Genomic DNA, 24,317 nt, shown 5'->3' with positions numbered 1-24,317 from the left:
GGGTTATGTCGGGGGTTGCGCTCTTTTCGGCTGCTCAGCTGTTGCCGAGATGTTGCTCAACCGGCTCAGCTGATGGGGTCGATCTCCCGCAGCAGCCCTGTCGTCACGTTGAAGACGAAGCCGCGGACGTCGTCGGTGTGCGGCAGAAACGGTGAGGTCCGTACGCGCTGCATCGACTGGCGGACATCCTGCTCCACATTGCGGAAGGCCTCCACTGCCCAGGCCGGCCGCTGCCCGACCTCGTCCTCCAGCTCGTGCCGGAAGTCCTCCGTCAGGCTCTCCAGACCGCAGTTCGTGTGGTGGATCAGGATCACGCTGCGGGTGCCGAGCGCCCGCTGGCTGATGGTGAGCGACCGGATGGTGTCGTCGGTGACCACGCCGCCCGCGTTGCGGATGGTGTGGCAGTCGCCGAGTTCCAGGCCGAGGGCGGCGTGCAGGTCGAGGCGCGCGTCCATGCACGCGACGACGGCGACCTTCAGTACGGGTCGCGCGTCCATTCCCGGGTCGCGGAACGCGGATGCGTAGCGCCGGTTCGCCTCGACGAGCCGGTCGGTGACGGTGCCGCCGGTGGGGGCCGGATCGGCGGCACCGGCGGGCTCGGCGGGGAGGGATGCGGAAGTCGACATGAGTATGACGTTAGTGCTCACAAAGGGTCCGAGCCTGCTGTGAAGAGGGACAAAGAACGTCAACAAGGCTTGTTGTGAGGTAACCCACAGGGGTGGAGTCACCCCACCCGTACGGGTGATCTGTTCCGTTTGCGGATCCGCCGGAGGCATGCTTCCCGACGCGCAGGTCGGTTGGTTGACCGGGAGGTCGCGTGGACTAAAGTGGCGCGAAGTGGGAGGCGAGACGCGCTCCTTTCCGCTTCACACCGACCCCGCAGTCCCGAACACCCCCCCGCGTGCGCGGCGCGTACGTACGGCTCGGCCTCCTCCCGCTCGCGGCCGGCCGGCGCCCCTTCCCCGGTGCCGGCGGACCGTTCCCCTTCCGGGGGCATCTCCCAGCGTTGGCTGGGGGAGGGCGGGGACCCGGCGGTGCGTACGGCCGTGCCGTTACCTGAGAGGGCGCATGAGCAGCCAGAGCCGACACGTCCCGGTGATGCTCCAGCGGTGCCTGGACCTGTTGGCACCGGCTCTGGACCGGCCCGGGGCGGTCGTCGTCGACTGCACCCTCGGCCTCGGCGGGCACAGCGAGGCCCTGCTCAGCGCCTTCCCCGAGGCCAGGCTGATCGCCCTCGACCGGGACAAGGAGGCGCTGCGCCTCTCCGGCGAGCGGCTCGCGCCCTTCGGCGACCGGGCCACCCTGGTGCACGCCGTCTACGACGAGGTGCCCGAGGTCCTCGACCGGCTCGGCGTCCCCCGCGTGGACGGCATCCTCTTCGACCTCGGTGTCTCCTCGATGCAGCTCGACGAGGCCGACCGCGGCTTCGCGTACGCCCAGGACGCCCCGCTCGACATGCGCATGGACCAGACGACCGGGGTCAGCGCGGCCGAGGTGCTGAACACGTACCCGCCGGGCGAACTGGTCCGGATCCTGCGTGCGTACGGCGAGGAGAAGCAGGCCAAGCGGATCGTCAGCGCGATCGTCCGGGAGCGCGAGAAGGAGCCGTTCAGCAACAGCGCCCGGCTGGTCGAGCTGATCCGCGACGCGCTGCCGCAGGCCGCCAAGCGCACCGGCGGCAACCCCGCCAAGCGCACCTTCCAGGCCCTGCGGATCGAGGTCAACGGGGAGCTGACCGTCCTGGAGCGGGCGATCCCGGCCGCGGTGCAGGCGCTCGCCCTCGGCGGCCGCATCGCCGTCCTCTCGTACCACTCTCTCGAGGACCGGCTGGTCAAGCAGGTCTTCGCGGCCGGCGCCGCCAACACGGCGCCGCCCGGTCTGCCGGTGGTACCCGAGCGCTACCAGCCGAAGCTCAAGCTCCTCACCCGTGGCGCGGAACTGCCCACCGAGGAGGAGGTCGCGGAGAACCGCCGCGCCGCCCCGGCTCGGCTGCGCGGCGCGCAGCGCATTCGCGAGGAGGCTCTGTGAGCGATCCGTCCGCATCGCACCGGGGGGCTGTGTGAGGAAACCGGCGAAGCAACTGCGGGGACGGGCAGCGAGGCTGGCCCGGCTGATGCCCTCGGGTCCCGCCACGGCCGCGCGCACGCCGTTCGTGCTGCTGGTCGTGGTGCTGCTGGGCGGCGGACTCATCACCCTGCTGCTGCTGAATTCGGCGCTCAATGAGGGATCGTTCCAGCTGAGCCGGCTGAAGAAGCAGACCACCGAACTCACCGACGAGCAGCAGGCACTGCAACGGGACGTCGACGCGTACTCCGCGCCCGACGCCCTCGCGCGGCGGGCCCGCGAACTGGGTCTGGTGCCCGGCGGCAGCCCGGTCTTCCTCAACCCGGACGGGACCGTCCGCGGGCTGGTCGAGAAGGCGACGGCCCTCCCGTCCCCGCTGTCCGCCCCCGAGCCGGCGACCCCGCCGACGCCCTCCCCGTCGCTCTCGGCCACGCCGTCCGCGTCCCCGTCCTCCTCCGTCGCGGCGACAGCGACCCCGGCCACGTCCGGCGTCCCCTCCGCGCCCCCGTCCGCGTCGGCGCCCCCGTCCGCGTCCGCCGCCCCCCGCCGGGCGCCGTCCTCCGCCCCGCCGAGCACATCCGCGCAGCCCACCCCGACCCCCGGCAGGTGACGTCGTGACCGCCAAGGAACCCCCGCGCCGCCGGGTGCCCGGCCCCTCCGCGCGCCCGGCGGCCCGCCGGCCGCGCCCGGCAGCCGCCTCCCGGCCGCCGCACTCGATCAAGCTCGGCAGCCCCCGGCCACGCCTGCGGCTGGTCAGTCTCGGGCTGACCATGGTGATGCTGGCCTTCGTCGTACGGCTGCTGCAGGTGCAGGCCGTCGACGCCTCCGTGTACGCCGCCAAGGCCGAGAAGAACCGGTACGCCAGCTACAAGCTGACCGCCGAACGCGGCGAGATCACCGACCGCCGCGGAGTCGCGCTCGCCATCAGCGTGGACGCGTACGACATCACGGCCGACCCCACGATGTTCACGCCGCAGGAGAGCAAGGCGCCCGACGCGCCCGAGCAGGCCGCCGCGCTCCTCGCGCCGATCCTCGGCAAGGACGCCAAGGAACTGGCCGCGAAGCTGCGGACGCCGAAGACGAAGTACGTCGTCCTCGCGCGCCGCCAGACCCCGCAGACGTGGAACCAGATCAAGGACCTCAGGACCGTCTTCGCGGACAAGGCCAGGGCCGACCGGGCCAAGGGCGGCCCCGGCGCCAACGCCATGGCGGGCATCTTCCAGGAGCCGAGCAGCAAACGCGTCTACCCCAACGGAGAGCTGGCCGCCGGGATACTCGGTTACGTCAACGCCGAGGGGAAGGGCTCCGGCGGCCTGGAGTCCAAGCTGGACAAGGAACTGGCGGGCAAGGACGGCGAGATCACCTACGCGCAGTCCGGCGGCCGCCGGGTCCCCACGGTGAGCGCCAGGGAAGAGCCCGCGGTCCCCGGCTCGGACATCGAGCTGACCATCGACCGCGACATCCAGTGGGCCGCCCAGAACGCCATCTCCGAGCAGGTCGCCGAGTCAGCGGCCGACCGCGGCTACGTCATCGTCCAGGACACCCGCACCGGCGAAGTCCTCGCCATGGCCAACGCTCCCGGCTTCGACCCCAACGACCTCTCGCAGGCCAACGCGGCGGCCATGGGCAATGCCGCGCTCCAGGACGTGTACGAACCCGGCTCCACCAGCAAGGTCATGTCCATGGCCGCCGTGCTGGAGGAGGAGGCCGCCACGCCCGGCACCCATGTCACCGTGCCCAACCGGCTGCACCGCGGCGACCGGCTGTTCAAGGACGACATCGACCACCCCACCTGGTACCTGACGCTCAACGGCGTACTCGCCAAGTCGAGCAACATCGGCACTATCCTGGCCACCGGGCAGCTGGGCAAGACGCAGCCGGAAGCCAACAAGGTCCTGCACTCCTACCTGCACAAGTTCGGGATCGGATCGCCCACCGGCCTCGGCTACCCGGGCGAGTCGCGGGGCATCCTCGCCAAACCCGAGGACTGGTCCACCTCGCAGCAGTACACGATCCCCTTCGGCCAGGGGCTCTCGCTCAACGCGATGCAGGCGGCTTCCGTGTACTCGGCCATCGCCAACGGCGGGGTACGCATCGAGCCCACGCTGGTACGCGGCACCAAGGGACCCGACGGCACGTTCACGCCGGCCGCCGCGCCTCAGAAGACCCGCGTGGTCAGCGAGAAGACGGCCAAGACTCTGGCCGCCATGCTCGAATCGGTCGTCGACGACCGGGAGGGCACCGGCACCAAGGCGAAGATCCCCGGCTACCGGGTCGGCGGAAAGACCGGAACATCCAACCGGGTGGATCCGGCCACCGGCCGCTACAAGGGCTACACCGCCTCGTTCGCCGGCTTCGCCCCGGCCGACGCCCCGCGTATCACCGTCTACTGCGCCATCCAGAACCCCACCAAGGGCAGCTACTTCGGCGGACAGATCTGCGGACCCATCTACCAGCAGGTCATGGAGTTCGCGTTGAAGACCCTCCAGATCGCACCGACCGGCACCGCCCCCGCCGGGCTGCCGGTGACCTTCGCAGCCGGCGAGTGACGCACGAGTGACGCAAGGGACCACCAGTGACGACCATCAGCCAGGACCCCGGGAACGACGGCACCCAGGGCCCCTCACTTCGCGACCGGCCGGGTACGCCCGGTACGCTCACCGCCGTGCCCCACGCTGATCAGTCCCCAACGCCCCAGAAGGAAGCCCCCGTGAACCACCCGGGAGCGCCTCGGCCCGAACAGGTCCGCCCGATCCCGCTCGGTGAGCTGGCCGGCCTGCTGGGCGTCGGGAACCCTGGCCCCGGGGAGGCCACCGGCATCACGCACGACTCGCGCGCGGTCCGCCCCGGCGACGTCTACGCGGCCCTGTCCGGGGCCCGCCTGCACGGCGCCGACTTCGCGGCCCAGGCCGCCGGCCTCGGAGCCGCCGCGATCCTCACCGACCCGGCCGGCGCCGACCGCGCCGCCGCCACCGGCCTGCCGGTGTTCGTCGTCGAGGACCCGCGGGGCCGGATGGGCGAACTCGCCGCCGAGATCTACGGACGGCCCGGACGCGACCTGCTCCAGATCGGCATCACCGGCACCTCCGGCAAGACCACCACCGCGTATCTCGTGGAGGGCGGCCTCAAGGCGGCCGGCGGGCTCACCGGCCTCATCGGTACGGTCGAGATGCGCATCGGCGACGAGCGCATCAAGTCCGAGCGCACCACCCCCGAGGCCACCGACCTCCAGGCCCTGTTCGCCGTCATGCGCGAGCGCGGTGTCCAGTCGGTCGCCATGGAGGTCTCCAGCCACGCCCTGGTGCTCGGCCGGGTCGACGGCTGCGTCTTCGACGTCGCGGTCTTCAACAACCTGAGCCCGGAGCACATGGAGTTCCACTCCGACATGGAGGACTACTTCCGGGCCAAGGCGCAGCTCTTCACCCCGCAGCGCAGCCGCGTCGCGGTGGTGAACCTCGACGACGAGTACGGCCGCAGGCTGGTCAAGGAGGCGACCGTGCCGGTCACCACCTTCTCCGCCGAAGGCCACCCGGACGCCGACTGGCGGGCCGAGGACGTCGAAGTCGGCCCGCGGGGCAGCACGTTCACCGCCGTCGGCCCCAAGGGCCGGCGGATCGACGCCTCGGCGCCCCTGCCGGGCCCGTTCAACGTGGCCAACACGCTCTCCGCGATCGTCACGCTCGCGGTCGCCGGGACCGACCCGCAGACCGCCGCCGACGGCGTCGCCGCCGTCTCCGGTGTGCCGGGCCGCCTGGAGCGCGTGGACGCCGGCCAGCCGTATCTCGCGGTCGTCGACTACGCGCACAAGACGGACGCCGTCGAATCGGTCCTGCGCTCGCTGCGCAAGGTCACCGAGGGCAAGCTGCACATCGTGCTCGGCTGCGGCGGCGACCGGGACAAGACCAAACGCGGCCCGATGGGCGCCGCCGCCGCGCGGCTCGCCGACACCGCCGTACTGACCTCGGACAACCCCCGCTCCGAGGACCCCCTCGCGATCCTCGCCGCGATGCTCGCCGGCGCCGCCGAGGTGCCGGTCCACGAACGCGGCGACGTCCTGGTGCTCGCCGACCGTGCCGCCGCCATCGCCGCCGCCGTGGCCCGAGCCGAGGCCGGCGACACCGTGCTCGTCGCGGGCAAGGGACATGAGCAGGGCCAGGACATCCACGGTGTAGTACGCCCCTTCGACGACCGCCAGGTGCTGCGCGCCGCGATCCTCGCCCATCGTCACGAGAACAGTCAGGGATGAAGCAGTGATCGCCCTCTCCCTCGCCGAGATCGCCGAAATCGTCGGCGGGCAGTCGTACGACATACCGGACCCGCAGGTCCGGATCACCGGGCCGGTCGTCATCGACTCCCGCCAGGTGGAGGCCGGCAGCCTCTTCGCCGCCTTCGTGGGTGAGCAGGTCGACGGCCACGACTACGCGCGGCGCGCCGTCGAGTCGGGCGCGGCAGCCGTACTGGCCGCCCGTCCCGTCGGCGTCCCCGCCATCGTGGTCGAGGACGTCGAGGTCGCGCTCGGCGCCCTCGCGCGCGCCGTCGTCGAACGCCTCGGCGCCACCGTCGTCGGGCTCACCGGCTCCGCCGGCAAGACCAGCACCAAGGACCTCATCGCGCAGCTGCTGCAGCGCCACGGCCCGACCGTATGGACGCCCGGCTCCCTCAACAACGAGATCGGCCTGCCGATCACCGCGCTGCGCGCCACCGAGGACACCCGGCATCTCGTCCTGGAGATGGGCGCCCGCGGCGTCGGCCACATCCGCTATCTCACCGGCCTGACCCCGCCGAGGATCGGCCTGGTGCTGAACGTCGGCACCGCGCACATCGGCGAGTTCGGCGGCCGGGAGCAGATCGCCGAGGCCAAGGGAGAGCTGGTCGAGACGCTGCCGGAGGACGGCGTCGCCGTACTCAACGCCGACGACCAGCTGGTCCGCGCCATGGCGTCCCGTACCAAGGCCCGTACGGTCCTCTTCGGAGAGGCCGAGGACGCCGACGTACGTGCCTCGAATGTCCGGCTGACGGCGACGGGACAGCCGTCCTTCACGCTGCACACACCCACCGGGTGCAGCGACGTGACCTTGCGGCTGTACGGTGAGCACCACGTGTCGAACGCGCTCGCCGCGGCCGCCGTCGCCCATGAGCTGGGCATGCCCACCGACGAGATCGCACTGGCGCTCTCCGAGGCGGGCACGCTGTCCCGCTGGCGTATGGAGGTCACCGAGCGTCCGGACGGCGTGACGGTCGTCAACGACGCCTACAACGCGAACCCGGAATCCATGCGAGCAGCGCTCCGCGCGCTGGCCGCCATGGGGGAGGCCGCCAAGGCTGAGGGGGGCCGTACGTGGGCGGTGCTCGGCCCGATGGCCGAGCTCGGTGACGAGGCGCTCGCCGAGCACGACGCGGTCGGGCGGCTGGCCGTGCGGCTCAACGTGAGCAAGCTAGTGGCAGTCGGGGGCAGGGAAGCGTCATGGCTGCAGCTGGGCGCATATAACGAGGGTTCGTGGGGTGAGGAGTCGGTGCACGTGTCCGACGCGCAGGCGGCGATCGACCTGTTGCGCAGTGAACTGCGCACGGGAGACGTCGTGCTGGTGAAGGCTTCCAGGTCGATCGGTCTGGAGCAGGTCGCACTGGCGCTGCTCGACAGCGGTACCGAGGGCGAGGTCGCCGTCCGATGAGGCAGATCCTCTTCGCGGGAGTCATCGGGCTCTTCCTGACCCTGGTCGGTACCCCGCTGCTCATCAAGCTCCTCGCCCGCAAGGGCTACGGCCAGTTCATCCGGGACGACGGCCCGCGCAGCCACGGCAGCAAGAAGGGCACGCCCACCATGGGCGGTATCTCCTTCATCCTGGCCACGCTCATCGCGTACGCGCTGACGAAGGTGATCACCTCCAGTCAGCCGACGTACTCCGGACTGCTCGTCCTCTTCCTGATGGCGGGCATGGGCCTGGTCGGCTTCCTCGACGACTACATCAAGATCGTCAAACAGCGGTCGCTCGGCCTGCGGGCCAAGGCGAAGATGGCCGGCCAGCTGATCGTCGGTATCGCCTTCGCCGTGCTGGCGCTGCAGTTCTCGGACGCCCGGGGCAACACCCCGGCCTCCACCAAGCTGTCGTTCGTCACGGACTTCGGCTGGTCGATCGGCCCGGTGCTCTTCGTCGTCTGGGCGCTGTTCATGATCCTCGCGATGTCGAACGGCGTGAACCTCACCGACGGCCTCGACGGTCTAGCCACCGGCGCCTCCGTCATGGTCTTCGGCGCGTACACGTTCATCGGCGTCTGGCAGTTCCAGGAGTCCTGCGCCAACGCGCAGACCCTCACCAACCCCGACGCGTGCTTCGAGGTCCGCGATCCGCTCGACCTGGCGATCGTCGCCTCCGCCCTGATGGGCGCCTGCTTCGGCTTCCTGTGGTGGAACACCTCGCCGGCCAAGATCTTCATGGGTGACACCGGCTCGCTCGCCCTCGGCGGCGCGCTCGCGGGTCTGGCCATCTGTTCGCGCACGGAGCTGCTGCTCGCCCTCCTCGGCGGCCTGTTCGTGATGATCACCATGTCGGTGGTCATCCAGGTCGGCTCGTTCAAGCTGACCGGGAAGCGCGTCTTCCGGATGGCGCCACTGCAGCACCACTTCGAACTCAAGGGGTGGTCCGAAGTCCTTGTGGTGGTCCGCTTCTGGATCATCCAGGGCATGTGCGTGATCGTCGGACTCGGACTCTTCTACGCGGGCTGGGCGGCCGACAAGTGACCAGCACGGCCTGGGAAGGCATGCACATCACCGTCGCCGGTCTCGGCGTGAGCGGCGTCAGCGCCGCCCGCGCCCTGGCGGGCCTCGGCGCTGTCGTGACGGTCGTGGACGGTGGCGACAGCGATACGCACCGCACGCGCGCCGCCGAACTGGCTGCGGAGGGGATCTCCGTACGCCTCGGTGACGCGGAGACACTGCCGCCCGGCACCGAGCTCGTCGTCACCTCGCCCGGCTGGAAGCCGGCCAGCCCGCTCTTCGCGGCCGCCGCCGAGGCGGGCGTCGACGTGGTCGGCGATGTCGAGATCGCCTGGCGGCTGCGCGGCCCGGACGCCGCCCCCTGGCTGGCGATCACCGGCACCAACGGCAAGACGACCACGACCCAGATGCTGGCCTCGATCCTGTCGGCGGCCGGCCTGCGGACCGTGGCCGTCGGCAACATCGGCACCCCGATCATCGATGTGGTCCTGGGCGACGAGAAGTACGACGTCCTGGCCGTCGAGCTCTCCAGCTACCAGCTGCACTGGGCGCCCTCGCTGCGCGCCCACTCCGCGGTCGTGCTCAACCTCGCCCCCGACCACCTCGACTGGCACGGCTCGATGGCCGCGTACGCCGCGGACAAGGGCCGGATCTACGAGGGCAACACGGTCGCCTGCGTCTACAACGTGGCCGACCCGGCCACCGAGGAACTGGTCCGGGCAGCGGACGTCGAGGAGGGCTGCCGCGCGATCGGCTTCACCCTCGGCGCCCCCGGCCCGTCCCAACTCGGCGTCGTCGAGGGCATCCTCGTCGACCGGGCGTTCGCCCGGAACCGCCACCAGCAGGCGCAGGAGCTGGCCGAGGTCACGGACGTCAATCCGCCGGCCCCGCACAACATCGCCAACGCGCTGGCCGCCGCGGCCCTCGCACGCGCCTTCGGCGTCGCGCCCGCGGCTGTACGCGACGGCCTGCGAAACTTCCGCCCCGACGCCCACCGCATCGAGCACGTCGCGGACGTCGGCGGGGTGGCCTACATCGACGACTCCAAGGCGACCAACACGCATGCCGCGGAGGCATCCCTCGCCGCGTACGAGCCGATCGTCTGGATCGCCGGCGGCCTCGCCAAGGGCGCGACCTTCGACGAACTCGTGGCCAGGTCGGCCAAGCGGCTGCGCGGAGTCGTCCTGATCGGCGCCGACCGTGCCCTGATCGGCGAAGCCCTCGCGCGACACGCCCCCCAGGTCCCGGTGGTCGACCTCGACCGGACCGACACTGGGGCGATGTCGGCGGCGGTCCGGGAGGCGGCACGGCTCGCCCGGCCCGGAGACACCGTACTGATGGCTCCGGCGTGTGCCTCGATGGACATGTTCGCCAACTACAACAAGCGCGGCGAGGCGTTCGCGGAAGCGGTACGCGAGCTGGCCGCCGAGAGCGCCTAGCCGGCCCGGCCGCACGCCGTACTGCGGCTCCGCAAGTCGACTTACGGAGGGCCGCGCCGGGCACGAGTGGAGGGGAAGCCCTGATGCCGGCCGACGAAACCGCCCATTCCCTCGGGTTCGCGCTGCGCCAGCGCACCACCGCCGGGTCCGGACGCCCCTCCGCGCCGCCCAGGGTCCAGGGACGGCGGCGCCCCGCGCCGCAGTCGCGCCCGCCGCGCCGCGGCCCCCTGGCGAGCGCCCTGCGGCTGTACCAGCAGGCGCAGCGGGCCTGGGACCGGCCGCTGACCGCGTACTACCTGATCCTCGGCAGCGCCATGCTGATCACCGTGCTCGGCCTGGTGATGGTGTACTCCGCCTCGATGATCAAGGCGCTGCAGCTCTCGCTGCCCGCCTCGTACTTCTTCGGCAAGCAGTTCGTGGCGGCGCTGCTCGGCTCCGGCCTGCTGCTGATCGCCTCGCGGATGCCGTCGAAGCTGCACCGCGCCCTGTCGTACCCGCTGCTCGCGGGGACCGTCTTCCTGATGATCCTGGTCCAGGTGCCGGGGATAGGGCATGCCGTCAACGGAAACCAGAACTGGATCTACCTCGGCGGCCCGTTCCAGCTCCAGCCCAGCGAATTCGGCAAGCTGGCGCTGATCCTGTGGGGCGCGGACCTGCTGGCCCGCAAGCACGACAGGCGGCTGCTGGCCCAGTGGAAGCACATGCTGGTGCCGCTCGTCCCGGTCGCCTTCCTGCTGCTCGGGCTGATCATGCTCGGCGGGGACATGGGTACGGCGATCATCCTCACCGCGATCCTGTTCGGGCTGCTGTGGATGGCCGGCGCCCCCACCCGGCTGTTCGCCGGGGTGCTCGGCGTGTCCGCCGTGATCGGGCTGCTGCTCATCAAGACCAGCCCGCACCGGATGGACCGGCTCGCCTGCATCGGTGCCACCGAGCCGGGGAAGGGGGACGTGTGCTGGCAGGCGGTGCACGGAATCTATGCTCTTGCCTCGGGCGGATGGTTCGGATCCGGCCTGGGTGCAAGTGTCGAAAAATGGGGCCAACTACCCGAAGCGCACACCGACTTCATCTTCGCCATCACCGGGGAGGAACTGGGTCTGGCGGGGACGCTGTCGGTACTCGCCCTGTTCGCGGCTCTAGGCTATGCGGGTATCCGCGTGGCCGGACGCACGGAGGACCCCTTCGTGAGGTACGCCGCGGGAGGTGTGACCACCTGGATCACGGCCCAGGCCGTGGTCAACATGGGTGCGGTGCTCGGCCTGCTGCCGATCGCCGGTGTCCCTCTCCCGCTGTTCTCCTACGGAGGCTCCGCCCTGCTGCCGACCATGTTCGCCATCGGGCTGCTGATCGCGTTCGCGCGTGAGGAGCCCGCGGCGCGTGCGGCGCTTGCCATGCGACAGCCCGTCTTCGGCAAGAAGCGGGCTGGGGTGAGATGGAAGTCGATGAGACGGCGCGTGAAGAAGCGTCCGTCCGGAGAGCGGTGAATTTCGGTGCATGTCGTACTCGCCGGTGGGGGGACCGCCGGCCACATCGAGCCGGCGCTCGCCCTCGCGGACGCCCTGCGGAGGCAGGACCCGACCGTGGGCATCACAGCCCTCGGCACGGAGCGCGGACTCGAGACCCGTCTCGTGCCCGAGCGTGGTTACGAGCTGGGGCTGATCCCCGCCGTGCCGCTGCCCCGTAAGCCCACGCCGGAGCTGATCACCGTCCCCGGGCGGCTGCGCGGCACCATCAAGGCGGCGGAGCAGATCCTGGAGCGTACGAAGGCCGACTGCGTGGTCGGCTTCGGCGGCTATGTGGCGCTGCCCGGCTACCTCGCGGCCAAACGCCTCGGGGTGCCGATCATCGTCCACGAGGCCAATGCCCGCCCCGGACTGGCCAACAAGATCGGCTCGCGCTACGCGGCCGGCGTGGCCGTCTCCACCCCGGACAGCAAGCTGCGCGGCGCCCGCTACATCGGCATCCCGCTGCGCCGCACCATCGCCACCCTCGACCGGGCCCGGGTCCGCCCCGAGGCGCGTGCGGCCTTCGGGCTCGACCCCAACCTGCCGACGCTGCTGGTCTCCGGCGGCTCGCAGGGCGCCCGCCGCCTCAACGAGGTGGTCCAGCAGATCGCGCCGGTGCTCCAGCGCTCGGGAATCCAGATCCTGCACGCGGTCGGCCCCAAGAACGAACTGCCGCGCGTGGACAACATGCCCGGGATGCCGCCGTACATCCCGGTACCGTACGTGGACCGGATGGATCTCGCGTACGCCGCGGCCGACATGATGCTCTGCCGCGCGGGCGCGATGACCGTCGCCGAACTCTCCGCCGTCGGGCTCCCCGCCGCGTACGTCCCGCTGCCGATCGGCAACGGCGAACAGCGGCTCAACGCCCAGCCGGTCGTCAAGGCCGGCGGTGGTCTGCTCGTCGACGACGCGGAGCTCACTCCCGAGTGGGTCCAGGGCAATGTGCTTCCGGTGCTGGCCGATCCGCACCGGCTGTACGAGATGTCCCGCGCCGCCGCCGAGTTCGGCCGCCGGGATGCCGATGATCTGCTTGTCGGAATGGTGTACGAGGCGATTGCCGCACGAAGGAACCGCTGAGCGCCCGGCACGGGCCTCATACGCAGGAGGCGACAGGGAGCGTGGCCGGAGCGACGACCGCACAGCGCGGTGAGCGAGAGGCGTTGAAGGCCGGCCCGCCCCGCCGCCCGGGCCGGCCCCGCCGCCGGCTCGGGTTCCGCGGCCGGCGGCTGCTGGTCCTGGCCGTCATCGCCGCGATTTTCGGCGGGACCTTCGGAACCTGGGTGCTCTACGGCTCGACCTGGCTGCGCGTCGAGCGGGTGAGCGCGTCGGGCACCGAAGTTCTCTCGCCCGGCGAGGTGCGCGAGGCGGCTGACGTCCCCCTCGGCGCCCCGCTCATTTCCGTCGACACCGACGCGATCGAGAGCCGGTTGCGTAGCCGGCTGCCCCGGATCGATTCCGTCGACGTGGTCCGTGCCTGGCCGCACGGAATCGGTCTGAAAGTGGTCGAACGAAAGCCTGCGCTGCTCATCGAAAAGGGCGCAAAGTTCATCGAAGTGGACGCGGAAGGTGTGCGTTTCGCCACGGTCCCGAATGCGCCGAAGGGTGTCCCGCTGCTCGAATTGACGGCGGATCAGTCGCCGAGCCTGCGCCGCTTCGACACCGACCGGCTGGTCATCGAAGCGGTACTGGTCACAGGCGGACTCCCCGGCGAGTTCGCCGAGGACCTCCGGGTCATCAAGGTGCGTTCGTACGACTCCATCTCGCTGGAGCTGAGCGGCGACCGCACGGTCGTGTGGGGGAGCGGCGAGCGGACCGAGGCCAAAGTGCGGGCCATCACCGCACTCATGAAAGCAGCGCCCAAGGCCCGGCACTTCGATGTGAGCACTCCCACCGCCCCGGCAGTATCGAGGAGTTGACGCACATTCGAGCTGGCCAGCACCCTGGTTGGCCACCGATAAGGGTGATCACATAGGGTGAAAAGAAAAACGGGAGGTTCGGCGTGTTCGTTGAACGTGCGCCACTTGTCGACTTAGTGTCCTGTTCGGAAGAGTCCAGAGAACAGACACACTGGTAACCCTAAACTTCAGCGTTAGGGTTCGGGTCGGCAGTCAGGTTGGTCGGGCCGTCCCATTTCGGCATCAGTCGTCGCAGCGCGGCCCGCGAAGCGGCGACACGTAACTCGAGGCGAGAGGCCTTCGACGTGGCAGCACCGCAGAACTACCTCGCAGTCATCAAGGTCATCGGTGTCGGCGGCGGTGGTGTCAATGCCATCAACCGAATGATCGAGGTCGGTCTCAAGGGCGTCGAGTTCATCGCGATCAACACTGATGCGCAAGCCCTGTTGATGAGCGACGCCGACGTCAAGCTCGACGTCGGCCGTGAACTCACCCGGGGCCTCGGCGCCGGAGCGAACCCGGCAGTCGGTCGCAAGGCGGCAGAGGACCACCGCGAGGAGATCGAGGAGGTCCTCAAGGGGGCCGACATGGTCTTCGTCACCGCCGGCGAGGGTGGCGGCACCGGCACCGGGGGCGCACCCGTCGTCGCCAACATCGCACGCTCGCTGGGCGCACTGACCATCGGTGTGGTCACCCGGCCGTTCACCTTCGAGGGCCGCCGCCGCGCCAACCAGGCGGAAGACGGCATCGCCGAGCTGCGCGAAGAGGTCGACACCCTCATCGTCATCCCCAACGACCGGCTGCTGTCCATCTCGGACCGCCAGGTCAGCGTGCTGGACGCGTTCAAGTCCGCGGACCAGGTGCTGCTCTCCGGTGTCCAGGGGATCACCGACCTCATCACCACGCCGGGCCTGATCAACCTCGACTTCGCCGACGTCAAGTCCGTGATGTCGGAGGCCGGCTCGGCACTCATGGGCATCGGCTCGGCCCGCGGCGACGACCGCGCGGTGGCCGCCGCCGAGATGGCGATCTCCTCCCCGCTGCTCGAGGCGTCCATCGACGGCGCCCGTGGCGTACTGCTCTCCATCTCCGGCGGGTCGGACCTCGGTCTCTTCGAGATCAACGAGGCCGCCCAGCTGGTGAGCGAGGCCGCCCACCCCGAGGCCAACATCATCTTCGGCGCGGTCATCGACGACGCGCTCGGCGACGAGGTGCGGGTCACCGTCATCGCGGCCGGTTTCGACGGCGGTCAGCCGCCGGCCCGCCGGGAGAACGTCATCGGCTCCACCTCCGCCAAGCGCGAGGAGCCCGCGCCGCCGGTCCGCGCGGCCGAGCCCCGCTCGTCGTTCGGCGGCCTCGGCAGTGTCACCCCGCGTGAGGACGTGCAGGCCCCGGTCGAGCCGGCCCCGGTGAACGAGGCCCCGTCCGCACCGGCCGCCCCGCCGCACGTCCCGACGGCCCGTCCGTACGACAGCCAGGCCGAAGAGCTGGATGTCCCGGACTTCCTGAAGTGACCGTGCAGCACGACGCGGTGATACCTGTGGGCGGCGCTCACTTCGCCTTCACCGACAGGTGGGGCGGGGTGAGCGCCGCTCCGTACGAGGAGCTCAACCTCGGCGGAGCGGTCGGCGACGCCCCGGAGGCCGTACTGACCAACCGGGCGCTGGCGGCGAAGTCCCTCGGACTCGACCCTGGCGCCGTGGTCTGGATGAACCAGGTTCACGGCAACGATGTCGCCGAGGTCGACGGCCCCTGGCCCACGGGGCCGACCCCGCCGGTGGACGGACTGGTCACCGCGCGGCGCGGGCTCGCCCTCGCCGTACTGACCGCGGACTGCACGCCGGTCCTGCTGGCCGATCCGGTCGCCGGGGTGGCCGCGGCGGCGCACGCCGGACGTCCCGGCCTGGTCGCCGGAATCGTGCCGGCGACCGTCGACGCCATGCTCACGCTCGGGGCCGAGCCGGAGCGGATCATCGCCCGGACGGGGCCGGCGGTCTGCGGACGCTGCTACGAGGTCCCCGAAGCGATGCGGGCCGAAGTCGCCGACGCCGTACCGGAGGCCTGGTCCGAGACGAGCTGGGGGACGCCGGCTGTCGATGTCACCGCTGGAGTGCACGCCCAGCTCGAAGCGAGGGGGGTACGGGACCGGCAACGGTTCCCGGTCTGCACCCTGGAATCGGGCGACCACTTCTCGTACCGCCGCGACCGCACGACCGGGCGGCTCGCCGGATATGTCTGGTTGGACAGGTAATGACGGACCGCAAGACTCAACTCACTTCAAATCTGGTGAAGGTGGAGGAACGTATCGCCTCCGCCTGTGCGGCCGCCGGTCGGAAGCGGACGGAAGTGACCTTGATCGTGGTCACCAAGACCTATCCCGCGAGCGATGTACGGCTGCTCGCGGAGCTGGGCGTCCGCCATGTCGCCGAGAACCGCGACCAGGACGCGGCCCCCAAGGCCGCCGCCTGCGCGGGTCTGCCTCTCGACTGGCACTTCGTCGGACAACTTCAGACGAACAAGGTTCGTTCCGTGGCGAGTTATGCCGATGTGGTGCAGTCCATCGACCGCGCGAAGCTCGTTTCCGCTCTGTCTGTTGCGGCGGTACGGGCGGAGCGCGAGATCGGCTGCCTGATCCAGGTCGCACTCGACGCCGAGTCGGGCGAGCGGGGTGCCCGAGGCGGTGTCGGGCCGGACGGAATCGGGGAGTTGGCGGCTCTTGTGGCGGAATCGCCCGGACTGCGGCTGGACGGCCTGATGACCGTCGCGCCGCTCGCCGGCCCGTACGCGGGGCGGCAGCAGGCGGCATTCGAGCGGCTGATGGGATTCTCATCCCGCCTGCGCGCGGACCATCCGGCTGCGAACATGGTGTCAGCTGGGATGAGTGCGGACCTCGAAGAGGCCGTGGCCGCCGGGGCGACACATGTACGCGTCGGCACTGCGGTACTCGGAGTCCGACCCCGGCTCGGGTAACGTCGCCAAGCAAGTCGGACCACAGCAGAAAATATGGTCATTTCCGCCAATAGGCGGTCAGACTCAGTGGATCTCGGACGCTTGGCGGCGAGGCGGATCCACCACAGAGCGGAGGACTCAGAGAATGGCCGGCGCGATGCGCAAGATGGCGGTCTACCTCGGCCTCGTGGAGGACGATGGGTACGACGGCCCGGGGTTCGACCCCGATGACGAGTTCGAGCCCGAGCCGGAACCGGAGCGGGACCGTCGGCGGCACCAGCCTTCGCATCAGCAGGTGCAGGACGAACCAGTACGAGTAGTGCATCCGCCCGCGCAGCGCGAGCCCGTTCCGCTCCCCGCTGAAAGTGGACGTCCGGCACGAATCGCCCCCGTGGCATCCATCACACCTGAACGCTCGAACTTGGAGAAGAACGCACCGGTGATCATGCCCAAGGTCGTGTCCGAGAGGGAGCCGTACCGCATCACCACACTGCACCCGCGGACCTACAACGAGGCCCGTACCATCGGGGAACACTTCCGCGAGGGGACCCCGGTGATCATGAATCTCACCGAGATGGACGACACCGACGCGAAGCGACTTGTCGACTTTGCCGCGGGTCTCGTCTTTGGTCTGCATGGCAGCATTGAGCGGGTGACGCAGAAGGTGTTCCTGTTGTCGCCTGCTAACGTCGATGTCACGGCGGAGGACAAGGCCCGCATCGCTGAGGGCGGATTCTTCAACCAGAGCTGAGACACGACACCGGGAACGAACCCGGCCGGAAGGCCGGAAACGCGAGAGCCAGGGGAGAGGGAAGCGCAAGATGGGCGTGGCACTACAGGTGGTCTACATCGTGCTGGTGTGCTTCCTCATCGTGCTGATCTTCCGGCTGGTCATGGACTACGTCTTCCAGTTCGCCCGTGCATGGGAACCCGGCAAGGCGATGGTGGTCGTTCTGGAGGCCACCTACACTGTCACCGATCCACCGCTCAAGCTTTTGCGGCGGTTCATTCCGCCGCTGCGTCTCGGGGGCGTGGCACTCGACCTGTCCTTCTTCGTTCTGATGATCATCGTCTACATCTTGATCTCCTTCGTGAGCAGCTTCGCGAGGTGAATGTGGACGATACGGTCTTGCCGACTGCCGACGACTACGTAGAGGTGAAGAAGAGATGCCGCTGACCCCCGAGGACGTGCGGAACAAGCAGTTCACGACCGTCCGCCTCCGAGAAGGCTATGACGAGGACGAGGTCGATGCCTTCCTCGACGAGGTCGAAGCCGAACTGACCCGTCTGCTCCGCGAGAACGAGGACCTGCGCGCCAAGCTGGCCGCGGCGACGCGTGCCGCCGCCCAGAACCAGCAGCAGCAGGGCATGCGCAAGCCGCCGGAGCCGCACGACGGCCGCGGCCCCGGTGCGCCCGTTCCCGCCGCCATATCCGGCCCGCCGGTCCAGCAGCAGCCCCCGCAGATGGGTCCCCCCCAGCTGCCCGGTGGCGCTCCCCAGCTTCCCGCCGGCCCCGGCGGACACGGCCCCCAGGGCCAGCACGGTCCCGGCCCCATGGGCCAGGGCCCGATGGGCGGCCCCATGGGCCAGCCGATGGGCGGCCCGATGGGCGGCCCGATGGGCCAGCAGATGGGCCAGCAGATGGGTCAGCAGATGGGCGGCCCCATGGGCGGCCCCATGGGCGGCCACGGCCCGCAGCTGTCGCAGCCCGGCCAGGCCCCCGGCGGCGACAGCGCCGCGCGTGTCCTCTCGCTGGCGCAGCAGACCGCCGACCAGGCGATCGCGGAGGCCCGTTCCGAGGCCAACAAGATCGTCGGCGAGGCACGCAGCCGTGCCGAGGGCCTGGAGCGGGATGCCCGCGCCAAGGCCGACGCACTGGAGCGGGACGCCCAGGAGAAGCACCGCGTCGCGATGGGCTCGCTCGAGTCCGCCCGCGCCACGCTCGAGCGTAAGGTCGAGGACCTGCGCGGCTTCGAGCGCGAGTACCGGACCCGCCTGAAGTCCTACCTGGAGAGCCAGCTGCGTCAGCTGGAGACCCAGGCGGACGACTCGCTGGCCCCGCCGCGTCAGCCGGCGACCGCGTCGCTGCCGCCGTCCCCCTCGATGAGCGGCTCCATGGCTCCGGCCGGTGCCGGTGCGATGGGGCACACGATGGGTGGCAACCCGTCGATGGGCAACCCCTCCATGGGCCACGGGCCGTCCTCGGGTGCTCAGTCGTACGGCGCCCAGCAGCAGATGTCGCCCGCGATGACCCAGCCGATGGCGCCGGTGCGGCCGCAGGCGCCGCAGCCGATGCAGCAGGCTCCGTCGCCGATGCGTGGCTTTCTGATCGACGAGGACGACAACTGACGGGCCGCGCGCTGAGCGCGTAGCCGTCGGCAGGCTGAGGGCCGGGCCCCGGGGTTTCCCCGGGGCCCGGCCCTTTGCCGTGCCGGTGCGTGGGCCGCGGGCCAGTGGGTGGCTCCCCGCGCTGCGCGCCCGTTCGGCGGTAGCGAGGGACTGACTGTTTCCGGTGCGCGGTCCCCCGCTGCGCGCGGGCGCCGCCTCCCGGCACCGTGCCTCATCGCCGCGGGCCGGTGGGTGGTTCCCCGCGCTGCGGGCGGGCTTGGTCTCCCACCCTGCCCGCCCGTTCGGCGGTAGCGAGGCGCTGGCCGTTTCCGGTGCGCGGTGCCCGCCGCTGCGCGGGGGCGCTGCCTCTCGGCCCCGCGCCCCATCGCCGGCGGCCCGGCGCCATCGGTGCCGGGCCGCCCATCCCTGGAACGGTTATGCCTTGCGGAGGCGGAAGGTGAGGGCCAGGCCCTCGTCCTTGAACGGGGGGCCGTACGTGGCATCCGGGGCGCCCTGCGCGTAGTCCGTCGCCAGGACCTCGTCCGAGATCAGCTCCGCGTGCTCGGTCAGGGCCTCGGTCGTCGACGCGTCGGTCGAGGACCAGCGCACCGCGATACGGTCCGCGACGTCCAGGCCGCTGTTCTTACGGGCCTCCTGGATCAGGCGGATCGCGTCACGGGCCAGGCCCGCCAGGCGGAGCTCCGGGGTGATCTCCAGGTCCAGCGCGACCGTCGCGCCCGAGTCCGAGGCCACCGACCAGCCCTCGCGCGGGGTCTCCGTGATCATGACCTCCTCCGGGGAGAGGGGCACCGGCGCACCGTCGACCTCGACGCTCGCGCTGCCCTCGCGCAGGGCCAGCGACAGCGCAGCCGCGTCCGTCTCCGCGATCGCCCTCGCCACCGCCTGGACGCCCTTGCCGAAGCGCTTGCCCAGCGCGCGGAAGTTCGCCTTGGCCGTGGTGTCGACCAGCGAGCCGCCCACCTCCGAGAGGGAGGCCAGGGAGGAGACGTTCAGCTCCTCCGTGATCTGGGTGTGCAGCTCGGGGGAGAGCGACTCGAAGCCGCCCGCCGCGACCAGCGCGCGGGACAGCGGCTGCCGGGTCTTCACGCCCGACTCGGCCCGTGTCGCGCGGCCCAGCTCGACCAGCCGCCGGACCAGCAGCATCTGCTGCGACAGCGTCGGGTCGATGGCGGACAGGTCCGCCTCCGGCCAGCGGGAGAGGTGGACGGACTCCGGGGCGCCGGGCGTGACGGGGACGACCATGTCCTGCCAGACCCGCTCGGTGATGAACGGGGTCAGCGGGGCCATGAGGCGCGTGACCGTCTCGACCACGTCGTGCAGCGTGCGCAGCGCCGCCTTGTCGCCCTGCCAGAAGCGGCGGCGCGAGCGGCGTACGTACCAGTTGGACAGGTCGTCGACGAACGCCGAGAGCAGCTTGCCGGCGCGCTGGGTGTCGTACGCCTCCATGGCCTGGGTGACCTGGTCCGTCAGCGCGTGGAGTTCGGACAGCAGCCAGCGGTCGAGGACGGGACGGTCCGCCGGAGCGGGGTCCGCCGCCGACGGGGCCCAGCCCGACGTACGCGCGTACAGGGCCTGGAAGGCGACCGTGTTCCAGTACGTGAGGAGGGTCTTCCGCACGACCTCCTGGATCGTGCCGTGCCCCACGCGGCGCGCCGCCCACGGCGAGCCGCCGGCCGCCATGAACCAGCGCACCGCGTCCGCGCCGTGCTGGTCCATCAGCGGGATGGGCTGGAGGATGTTGCCCAGGTGCTTGGACATCTTCCGGCCGTCCTCGGCGAGGATGTGGCCCAGGCAGACGACGTTCTCGTACGAGGACTTGTCGAAGACCAGCGTGCCGACGGCCATCAGCGTGTAGAACCACCCGCGCGTCTGGTCGATGGCCTCCGAGATGAACTGCGCCGGATAGCGCTTCTCGAAGATCTCCTTGTTCTTGTACGGGTAGCCCCACTGCGCGAACGGCATCGAACCCGAGTCGTACCAGGCGTCGATGACCTCGGGGACGCGCGTCGCGGTCTGCCCGCAGCCCTCGTGGGTGCACGGGAACGTGACCTCGTCGATGTACGGGCGGTGCGGGTCCAGCGCGGACTGGTCGGTGCCGGTCAGCTGGGACAGCTCGGCGCGCGAGCCGACGCAGGTGAGGTGGTTCTCCTCGCAGCGCCAGATGGGCAGCGGGGTGCCCCAGTAGCGGTTGCGGGAGAGTGCCCAGTCGATGTTGTTGTTCAGCCAGTCGCCGAAGCGGCCGTACTTGACCGACTCCGGGAACCAGTTGGTCTTCTCGTTCTCCTGGAGCAGCCGGTCCTTGACCGCGGTGGTGCGGATGTACCACGACGGCTGCGCGTAGTAGAGCAGCGCGGTGTGGCAGCGCCAGCAGTGCGGATAGCTGTGCTCGTACGGGATGTGCCGGAACAGCAGAGCCCGGTCGGCCAGGTCCTTGGTCAGGGCCTCGTCGGCCTTCTTGAAGAAGACGCCGCCCACCAGCGGGACGTCCTCCTCGAAGGTGCCGTCGGGGCGGACCGGGTTCACTACCGGCAGGCCGTACGCACGGCAGACCTTGAGGTCGTCCTCACCGAAGGCGGGGGACTGGTGGACGAGACCGGTGCCGTCCTCGGTGGTGACATAGTCCGCGTTGACGACATAGTGGGCCTCGGACGGGAACTCCACCAGGGCGAAGGGGCGGTCGTACGTCCAGCGCTCCATCTCGGCACCCGTGAAGGTCGGGCCGGTGGGCTCCCAGCCTTCGCCCAGCGCCTTTTCGAGCAGGGGCCGGGCGACCACCAGCTTCTCCTCGCCGTTCGTCGCCACGACGTACGTGACGTCGGGGTGCGTGGCGACGGCGGTGTTGGACACCAGGGTCCACGGGGTGGTCGTCCAGACCAGCAGCGCCGCCTCGCCCGCCAGCGGGCCGGAGGTCAGCGGGAAGCGGACGAAGACCGAGGGGTCGACGACCGTCTCGTACCCCTGGGCCAGCTCGTGGTCGGACAGGCCGGTGCCGCAGCGCGGGCACCAGGGGGCGACGCGGTGGTCCTGGACCAGCAGGTCCTTGTTGAAGATCTCCTTCAGCGACCACCACACCGACTCGACGTACTCGGGGTCCATCGTCCGGTACGCGTCGTCGAGGTCGACCCAGTAGCCCATGCGGGTCGTCAGCTCGGCGAAGGCGTCGGTGTGCCGGGTCACGGACTCGCGGCACTTGGCGTTGAACTCGGCGATGCCGAACGCCTCGATGTCCTGCTTGCCGTTGAAGCCGAGCTCCTTCTCGACCGCCAGCTCCACCGGCAGGCCGTGGCAGTCCCAGCCGGCCTTCCGGGCGACGTGGTAGCCCCGCATGGTCCGAAAGCGCGGGAACACGTCCTTGAAGACGCGGGCCTCGATGTGGTGCGCGCCCGGCATGCCGTTGGCGGTCGGCGGGCCCTCGTAGAAGACCCACTCGGGGCGGCCCTCGGACTGTTCGAGGCTCTTGGCGAAGACCTTGCTCTCGCGCCAGAAGTCGAGCACGGCGTGCTCGAGCGCGGGCAGGTCGACCTGGGCGGGCACCTGGCGGTACTGCGGCGATGTCATCGGCGGCTTCCTCCAACGGACGTGTCGTCTCCGTCGGAGGGACGAGAGCCGTTGAGCGCTCCCGCGGTACCACCCTCCTTGGCCGCCGACGGTGCCGGTGGCCCCCTCATTGGGGTTGCGATGCCGGTTCTACTTGCCCCCGGTGGTTCCGTGGGCTTTCTTCCGGCGGCTCCGGGGTGATGCTTCACCTCGCGCTCGCCCCCCGGGCTCACACCGTCCCCGGGTCGCTCTTGGCTGCGTACGACGCTACTGGTCCCCATCCATGCCTTTCGCTTGGCCCAGTGTACGGGCCGCCGGGCGACGCGGCAGACAGGTTTTCCGGCCGCCGGGTGGCTTCGGGGCTCCCCTGCGACTGCCCTGCGACTCCACTGCGCACATGACCCGAATGGGTATACGAGGTCCTGCGGACTCCGGCTGCGCCCGTGTGGCGGATTACGGGGCGGGGAGCTGGGCACAACGGATGCAGGCTCGCCTTGCCGGATGTGCGGGGCGGGCCGATCGGGCGGCGTGGCCCGTTGCCGTGGGGCTGGAGTCGATTTATCGTCCCAGCACGATTCGCGCGCAAGATCACAATATGTGAAGGGGCCGCGGCCATGGTGGCGAAGAAGACCGCCGTACAGAAGAAGACGGCGTCCGCAGGGTCCACCGGTGCGGCGGCCAAGCAAGCGAACGGGAAGAAGACCACCGTCGCGAACAAGGCCACAGCCGGGAAAACCGTCGCGAAGAAGGCCACGGCGGCGCGGACGGCCGCGGTGAAGACGGCCGCAGCGGTCAAGAACGCCGCGGTGAAGAAGGCAACGGTGAACAAGACGCAGGCGAAGAAGGTCGCGGCGAAGAAGGTGTCGGCAAAGCCCGCCAAGAAGGCGCAGGCCGAGCAGGCGCCGGCTACCGCGGCTGAGGACACCACGGCCGAGAGCACGAAGGGCCGGGCCACCCAGGGCCAGGCCACCAAGGCTCCGGCCACCACGGCACAGGCCACCACGGCTCCTGCCACCACGGCTTCGGCCACCAAGGCTTCGGCCACCAAGGCACAGGCCACCACGGCACAGGCCACCACGGCACAGGCCAAGAAGGCGCCGGTCACAAAGGCGCCGGCCACAAAGGCTCCGGCCACAAAGGCTCCGGCCAAGAAGGCCCAGGCCACCAAGGCACCGGCGAAGGCCGCGGCCAAGAAGGCGGCACCCGCTGCGGCATCTGCCAAGGCGACCGCGAGGAAGGCCGCCACCGCGGCCAAGGGGGCGGCGCAGGCCGCGGATGAGACGGGAGCCAAGACGGTGGTTGCGAAGAAGACTCCGGCCCGGACAACGGCCGCCAGGAAGCGGGCCTCGGCGGCGGCGACCGCCCTGCCCAAGGCGCGTACGGCAGCCCCGGCGGAACCGGGCGAGCTGGCGGTCCGGCCCGGTGAGGACCCCTGGACGCCCGAAGAGGTCGCGGACGCGCGCGCCGAGCTGGAGGGCGAGGTGCTGCGGCTGCGTAACGAGATCCTGCACTCCGAGCAGGCCGTCACCGGCCTGATGCGGGACTCCGGGGACGGCGCGGGCGACGACCAGGCCGACACCGGCACCAAGAACATCACCCGCGAGCACGAGCTGGCGCTCGCCGCCAATGCGCGGGAGATGCTGGAACAGACCGAGCGGGCCGTGGAGCGGCTCGACTCCGGCACGTACGGGCTCTGCGAGAACTGCGGCAACCCGATCGGCAAGGCCCGGATGCTCGCCTTCCCGCGGGCCACGCTGTGCGTGGAGTGCAAGCAGAAGCAGGAGCGGCGCTCCTGAGACCGCGGTGCGGGCGCCCGGGGGCCTCGGGGGTCCGCACCCCTGTGCCGTACCCTCGTCTTCTG

19 protein-coding genes are annotated in these 24,317 nt (G+C 70.6%); 17 read left to right on the top strand and 2 right to left on the bottom strand.

From position 1 onward, the window contains the following. Window positions 1-65: 65 nt before the first annotated feature. Entirely contained in the window at window positions 66-626 is a 561-nt protein-coding gene (locus tag NLX86_RS04165) for a carbonic anhydrase (protein ID WP_254370195.1), read from the bottom strand. Between the two features lie 442 nt (window positions 627-1,068). Between NLX86_RS04165 and rsmH the strand changes: the two genes are divergently transcribed. From rsmH to NLX86_RS04085, 16 genes are all read left to right on the top strand, one after another. Further along, window positions 1,069-2,028 (top strand): 16S rRNA (cytosine(1402)-N(4))-methyltransferase RsmH, encoded by a 960-nt coding sequence (rsmH, locus tag NLX86_RS04160; protein ID WP_254370194.1) that lies wholly within the window; start codon window positions 1,069-1,071, stop codon window positions 2,026-2,028. Window positions 2,029-2,059: 31 nt separating this feature from the next. Next, entirely contained in the window at window positions 2,060-2,674 is a 615-nt protein-coding gene (locus NLX86_RS04155; protein ID WP_254370193.1) for a septum formation initiator, read from the top strand. 4 nt (window positions 2,675-2,678) lie between these two features. Further along, complete coding sequence (locus NLX86_RS04150; RefSeq protein ID WP_254370192.1) at window positions 2,679-4,613, top strand: penicillin-binding protein 2; 1,935 nt, start codon at window positions 2,679-2,681, stop codon at window positions 4,611-4,613. Window positions 4,614-4,639: 26 nt separating this feature from the next. Then, window positions 4,640-6,310, top strand: a complete 1,671-nt coding sequence (locus tag NLX86_RS04145) for a UDP-N-acetylmuramoyl-L-alanyl-D-glutamate--2,6-diaminopimelate ligase (protein WP_254370191.1) — start codon at window positions 4,640-4,642, stop codon at window positions 6,308-6,310. 4 nt (window positions 6,311-6,314) lie between these two features. Then, on the top strand, window positions 6,315-7,736 hold the full coding sequence (murF, locus tag NLX86_RS04140; protein WP_254370190.1) for a UDP-N-acetylmuramoyl-tripeptide--D-alanyl-D-alanine ligase: 1,422 nt from the start codon (window positions 6,315-6,317) through the stop codon (window positions 7,734-7,736). Further along, a complete protein-coding gene (gene mraY / locus NLX86_RS04135) occupies window positions 7,733-8,803 on the top strand; it encodes a phospho-N-acetylmuramoyl-pentapeptide-transferase (RefSeq protein WP_254370189.1) in 1,071 nt (356 codons plus the stop codon). Before murF ends, mraY begins: the two co-directional genes overlap by 4 nt. Window positions 8,804-8,823: 20 nt before the next feature. Further along, window positions 8,824-10,218, top strand: a complete 1,395-nt coding sequence (gene murD / locus NLX86_RS04130) for a UDP-N-acetylmuramoyl-L-alanine--D-glutamate ligase (protein ID WP_302060948.1) — start codon at window positions 8,824-8,826, stop codon at window positions 10,216-10,218. Between the two features lie 83 nt (window positions 10,219-10,301). Beyond that, window positions 10,302-11,702: a putative lipid II flippase FtsW gene (gene ftsW, locus NLX86_RS04125; RefSeq protein WP_254370187.1), complete on the top strand. Its 1,401-nt coding sequence runs from the start codon at window positions 10,302-10,304 to the stop codon at window positions 11,700-11,702. A gap of 6 nt (window positions 11,703-11,708) precedes the next feature. Then, window positions 11,709-12,803, top strand: coding sequence for an undecaprenyldiphospho-muramoylpentapeptide beta-N-acetylglucosaminyltransferase (murG, locus tag NLX86_RS04120; protein WP_254370186.1), 1,095 nt, complete (start codon window positions 11,709-11,711; stop codon window positions 12,801-12,803). A 41-nt stretch (window positions 12,804-12,844) separates the two neighbouring features. Next, complete coding sequence (locus tag NLX86_RS04115; RefSeq protein ID WP_254370185.1) at window positions 12,845-13,642, top strand: FtsQ-type POTRA domain-containing protein; 798 nt, start codon at window positions 12,845-12,847, stop codon at window positions 13,640-13,642. Window positions 13,643-13,926: 284 nt separating this feature from the next. Then, window positions 13,927-15,135 carry a cell division protein FtsZ gene (gene ftsZ, locus NLX86_RS04110; protein ID WP_254370184.1) on the top strand — a complete coding sequence of 403 codons (1,209 nt, stop codon included), beginning with the start codon at window positions 13,927-13,929 and terminating at the stop codon, window positions 15,133-15,135. Window positions 15,136-15,137: 2 nt separating this feature from the next. Continuing rightward, window positions 15,138-15,872, top strand: coding sequence for a peptidoglycan editing factor PgeF (gene pgeF, locus NLX86_RS04105; protein WP_374213835.1), 735 nt, complete (start codon window positions 15,138-15,140; stop codon window positions 15,870-15,872). Then, on the top strand, window positions 15,872-16,591 hold the full coding sequence (locus tag NLX86_RS04100; RefSeq protein WP_254370182.1) for a YggS family pyridoxal phosphate-dependent enzyme: 720 nt from the start codon (window positions 15,872-15,874) through the stop codon (window positions 16,589-16,591). The genes pgeF and NLX86_RS04100 overlap by 1 nt, the downstream gene beginning before the upstream one ends. A 124-nt stretch (window positions 16,592-16,715) precedes the next feature. Beyond that, window positions 16,716-17,321 (top strand): cell division protein SepF, encoded by a 606-nt coding sequence (locus tag NLX86_RS04095; protein WP_254370181.1) that lies wholly within the window; start codon window positions 16,716-16,718, stop codon window positions 17,319-17,321. A gap of 70 nt (window positions 17,322-17,391) precedes the next feature. Continuing rightward, the gene (locus tag NLX86_RS04090) at window positions 17,392-17,682 is read left to right on the top strand and encodes a YggT family protein (protein ID WP_254370180.1); all 291 of its coding nucleotides are present in this window, start codon (window positions 17,392-17,394) and stop codon (window positions 17,680-17,682) included. A gap of 55 nt (window positions 17,683-17,737) precedes the next feature. After that, window positions 17,738-18,919, top strand: a complete 1,182-nt coding sequence (locus tag NLX86_RS04085; protein WP_254370179.1) for a DivIVA domain-containing protein — start codon at window positions 17,738-17,740, stop codon at window positions 18,917-18,919. 414 nt (window positions 18,920-19,333) lie between these two features. Here NLX86_RS04085 and ileS read toward each other — a convergent pair whose 3' ends face one another. Then, window positions 19,334-22,477 carry an isoleucine--tRNA ligase gene (gene ileS, locus NLX86_RS04080; RefSeq protein WP_254370178.1) on the bottom strand — a complete coding sequence of 1,048 codons (3,144 nt, stop codon included), beginning with the start codon at window positions 22,475-22,477 and terminating at the stop codon, window positions 19,334-19,336. A 593-nt stretch (window positions 22,478-23,070) separates the two neighbouring features. Between ileS and NLX86_RS04075 the strand changes: the two genes are divergently transcribed. After that, complete coding sequence (locus NLX86_RS04075; RefSeq protein WP_254370177.1) at window positions 23,071-24,252, top strand: TraR/DksA family transcriptional regulator; 1,182 nt, start codon at window positions 23,071-23,073, stop codon at window positions 24,250-24,252. Window positions 24,253-24,317 lie beyond the last annotated feature (65 nt).

The organism is Streptomyces sp. A3M-1-3 (assembly GCF_024213665.1).
Classification (GTDB): domain Bacteria; phylum Actinomycetota; class Actinomycetes; order Streptomycetales; family Streptomycetaceae; genus Streptomyces.
This window is presented reverse-complemented; position numbering and strand designations above follow the sequence as displayed.

What these genes read in the sequence shown, in the direction of transcription:
- NLX86_RS04165 (WP_254370195.1), bottom strand. Translation starts at nt 626, where the DNA reads ATGTCGACTTCCGCATCCCTCCCCGCCGAGCCCGCCGGTGCCGCCGAT.
- rsmH (WP_254370194.1), top strand. Translation starts at nt 1,069, where the DNA reads ATGAGCAGCCAGAGCCGACACGTCCCGGTGATGCTCCAGCGGTGCCTG.
- mraY (WP_254370189.1), top strand. Translation starts at nt 7,733, where the DNA reads ATGAGGCAGATCCTCTTCGCGGGAGTCATCGGGCTCTTCCTGACCCTG.
- murD (WP_302060948.1), top strand. Translation starts at nt 8,824, where the DNA reads ATGCACATCACCGTCGCCGGTCTCGGCGTGAGCGGCGTCAGCGCCGCC.
- ftsW (WP_254370187.1), top strand. Translation starts at nt 10,302, where the DNA reads ATGCCGGCCGACGAAACCGCCCATTCCCTCGGGTTCGCGCTGCGCCAG.
- NLX86_RS04100 (WP_254370182.1), top strand. Translation starts at nt 15,872, where the DNA reads ATGACGGACCGCAAGACTCAACTCACTTCAAATCTGGTGAAGGTGGAG.
- NLX86_RS04095 (WP_254370181.1), top strand. Translation starts at nt 16,716, where the DNA reads ATGGCCGGCGCGATGCGCAAGATGGCGGTCTACCTCGGCCTCGTGGAG.
- NLX86_RS04090 (WP_254370180.1), top strand. Translation starts at nt 17,392, where the DNA reads ATGGGCGTGGCACTACAGGTGGTCTACATCGTGCTGGTGTGCTTCCTC.
- NLX86_RS04085 (WP_254370179.1), top strand. Translation starts at nt 17,738, where the DNA reads ATGCCGCTGACCCCCGAGGACGTGCGGAACAAGCAGTTCACGACCGTC.
- ileS (WP_254370178.1), bottom strand. Translation starts at nt 22,477, where the DNA reads ATGACATCGCCGCAGTACCGCCAGGTGCCCGCCCAGGTCGACCTGCCC.
- NLX86_RS04075 (WP_254370177.1), top strand. Translation starts at nt 23,071, where the DNA reads ATGGTGGCGAAGAAGACCGCCGTACAGAAGAAGACGGCGTCCGCAGGG.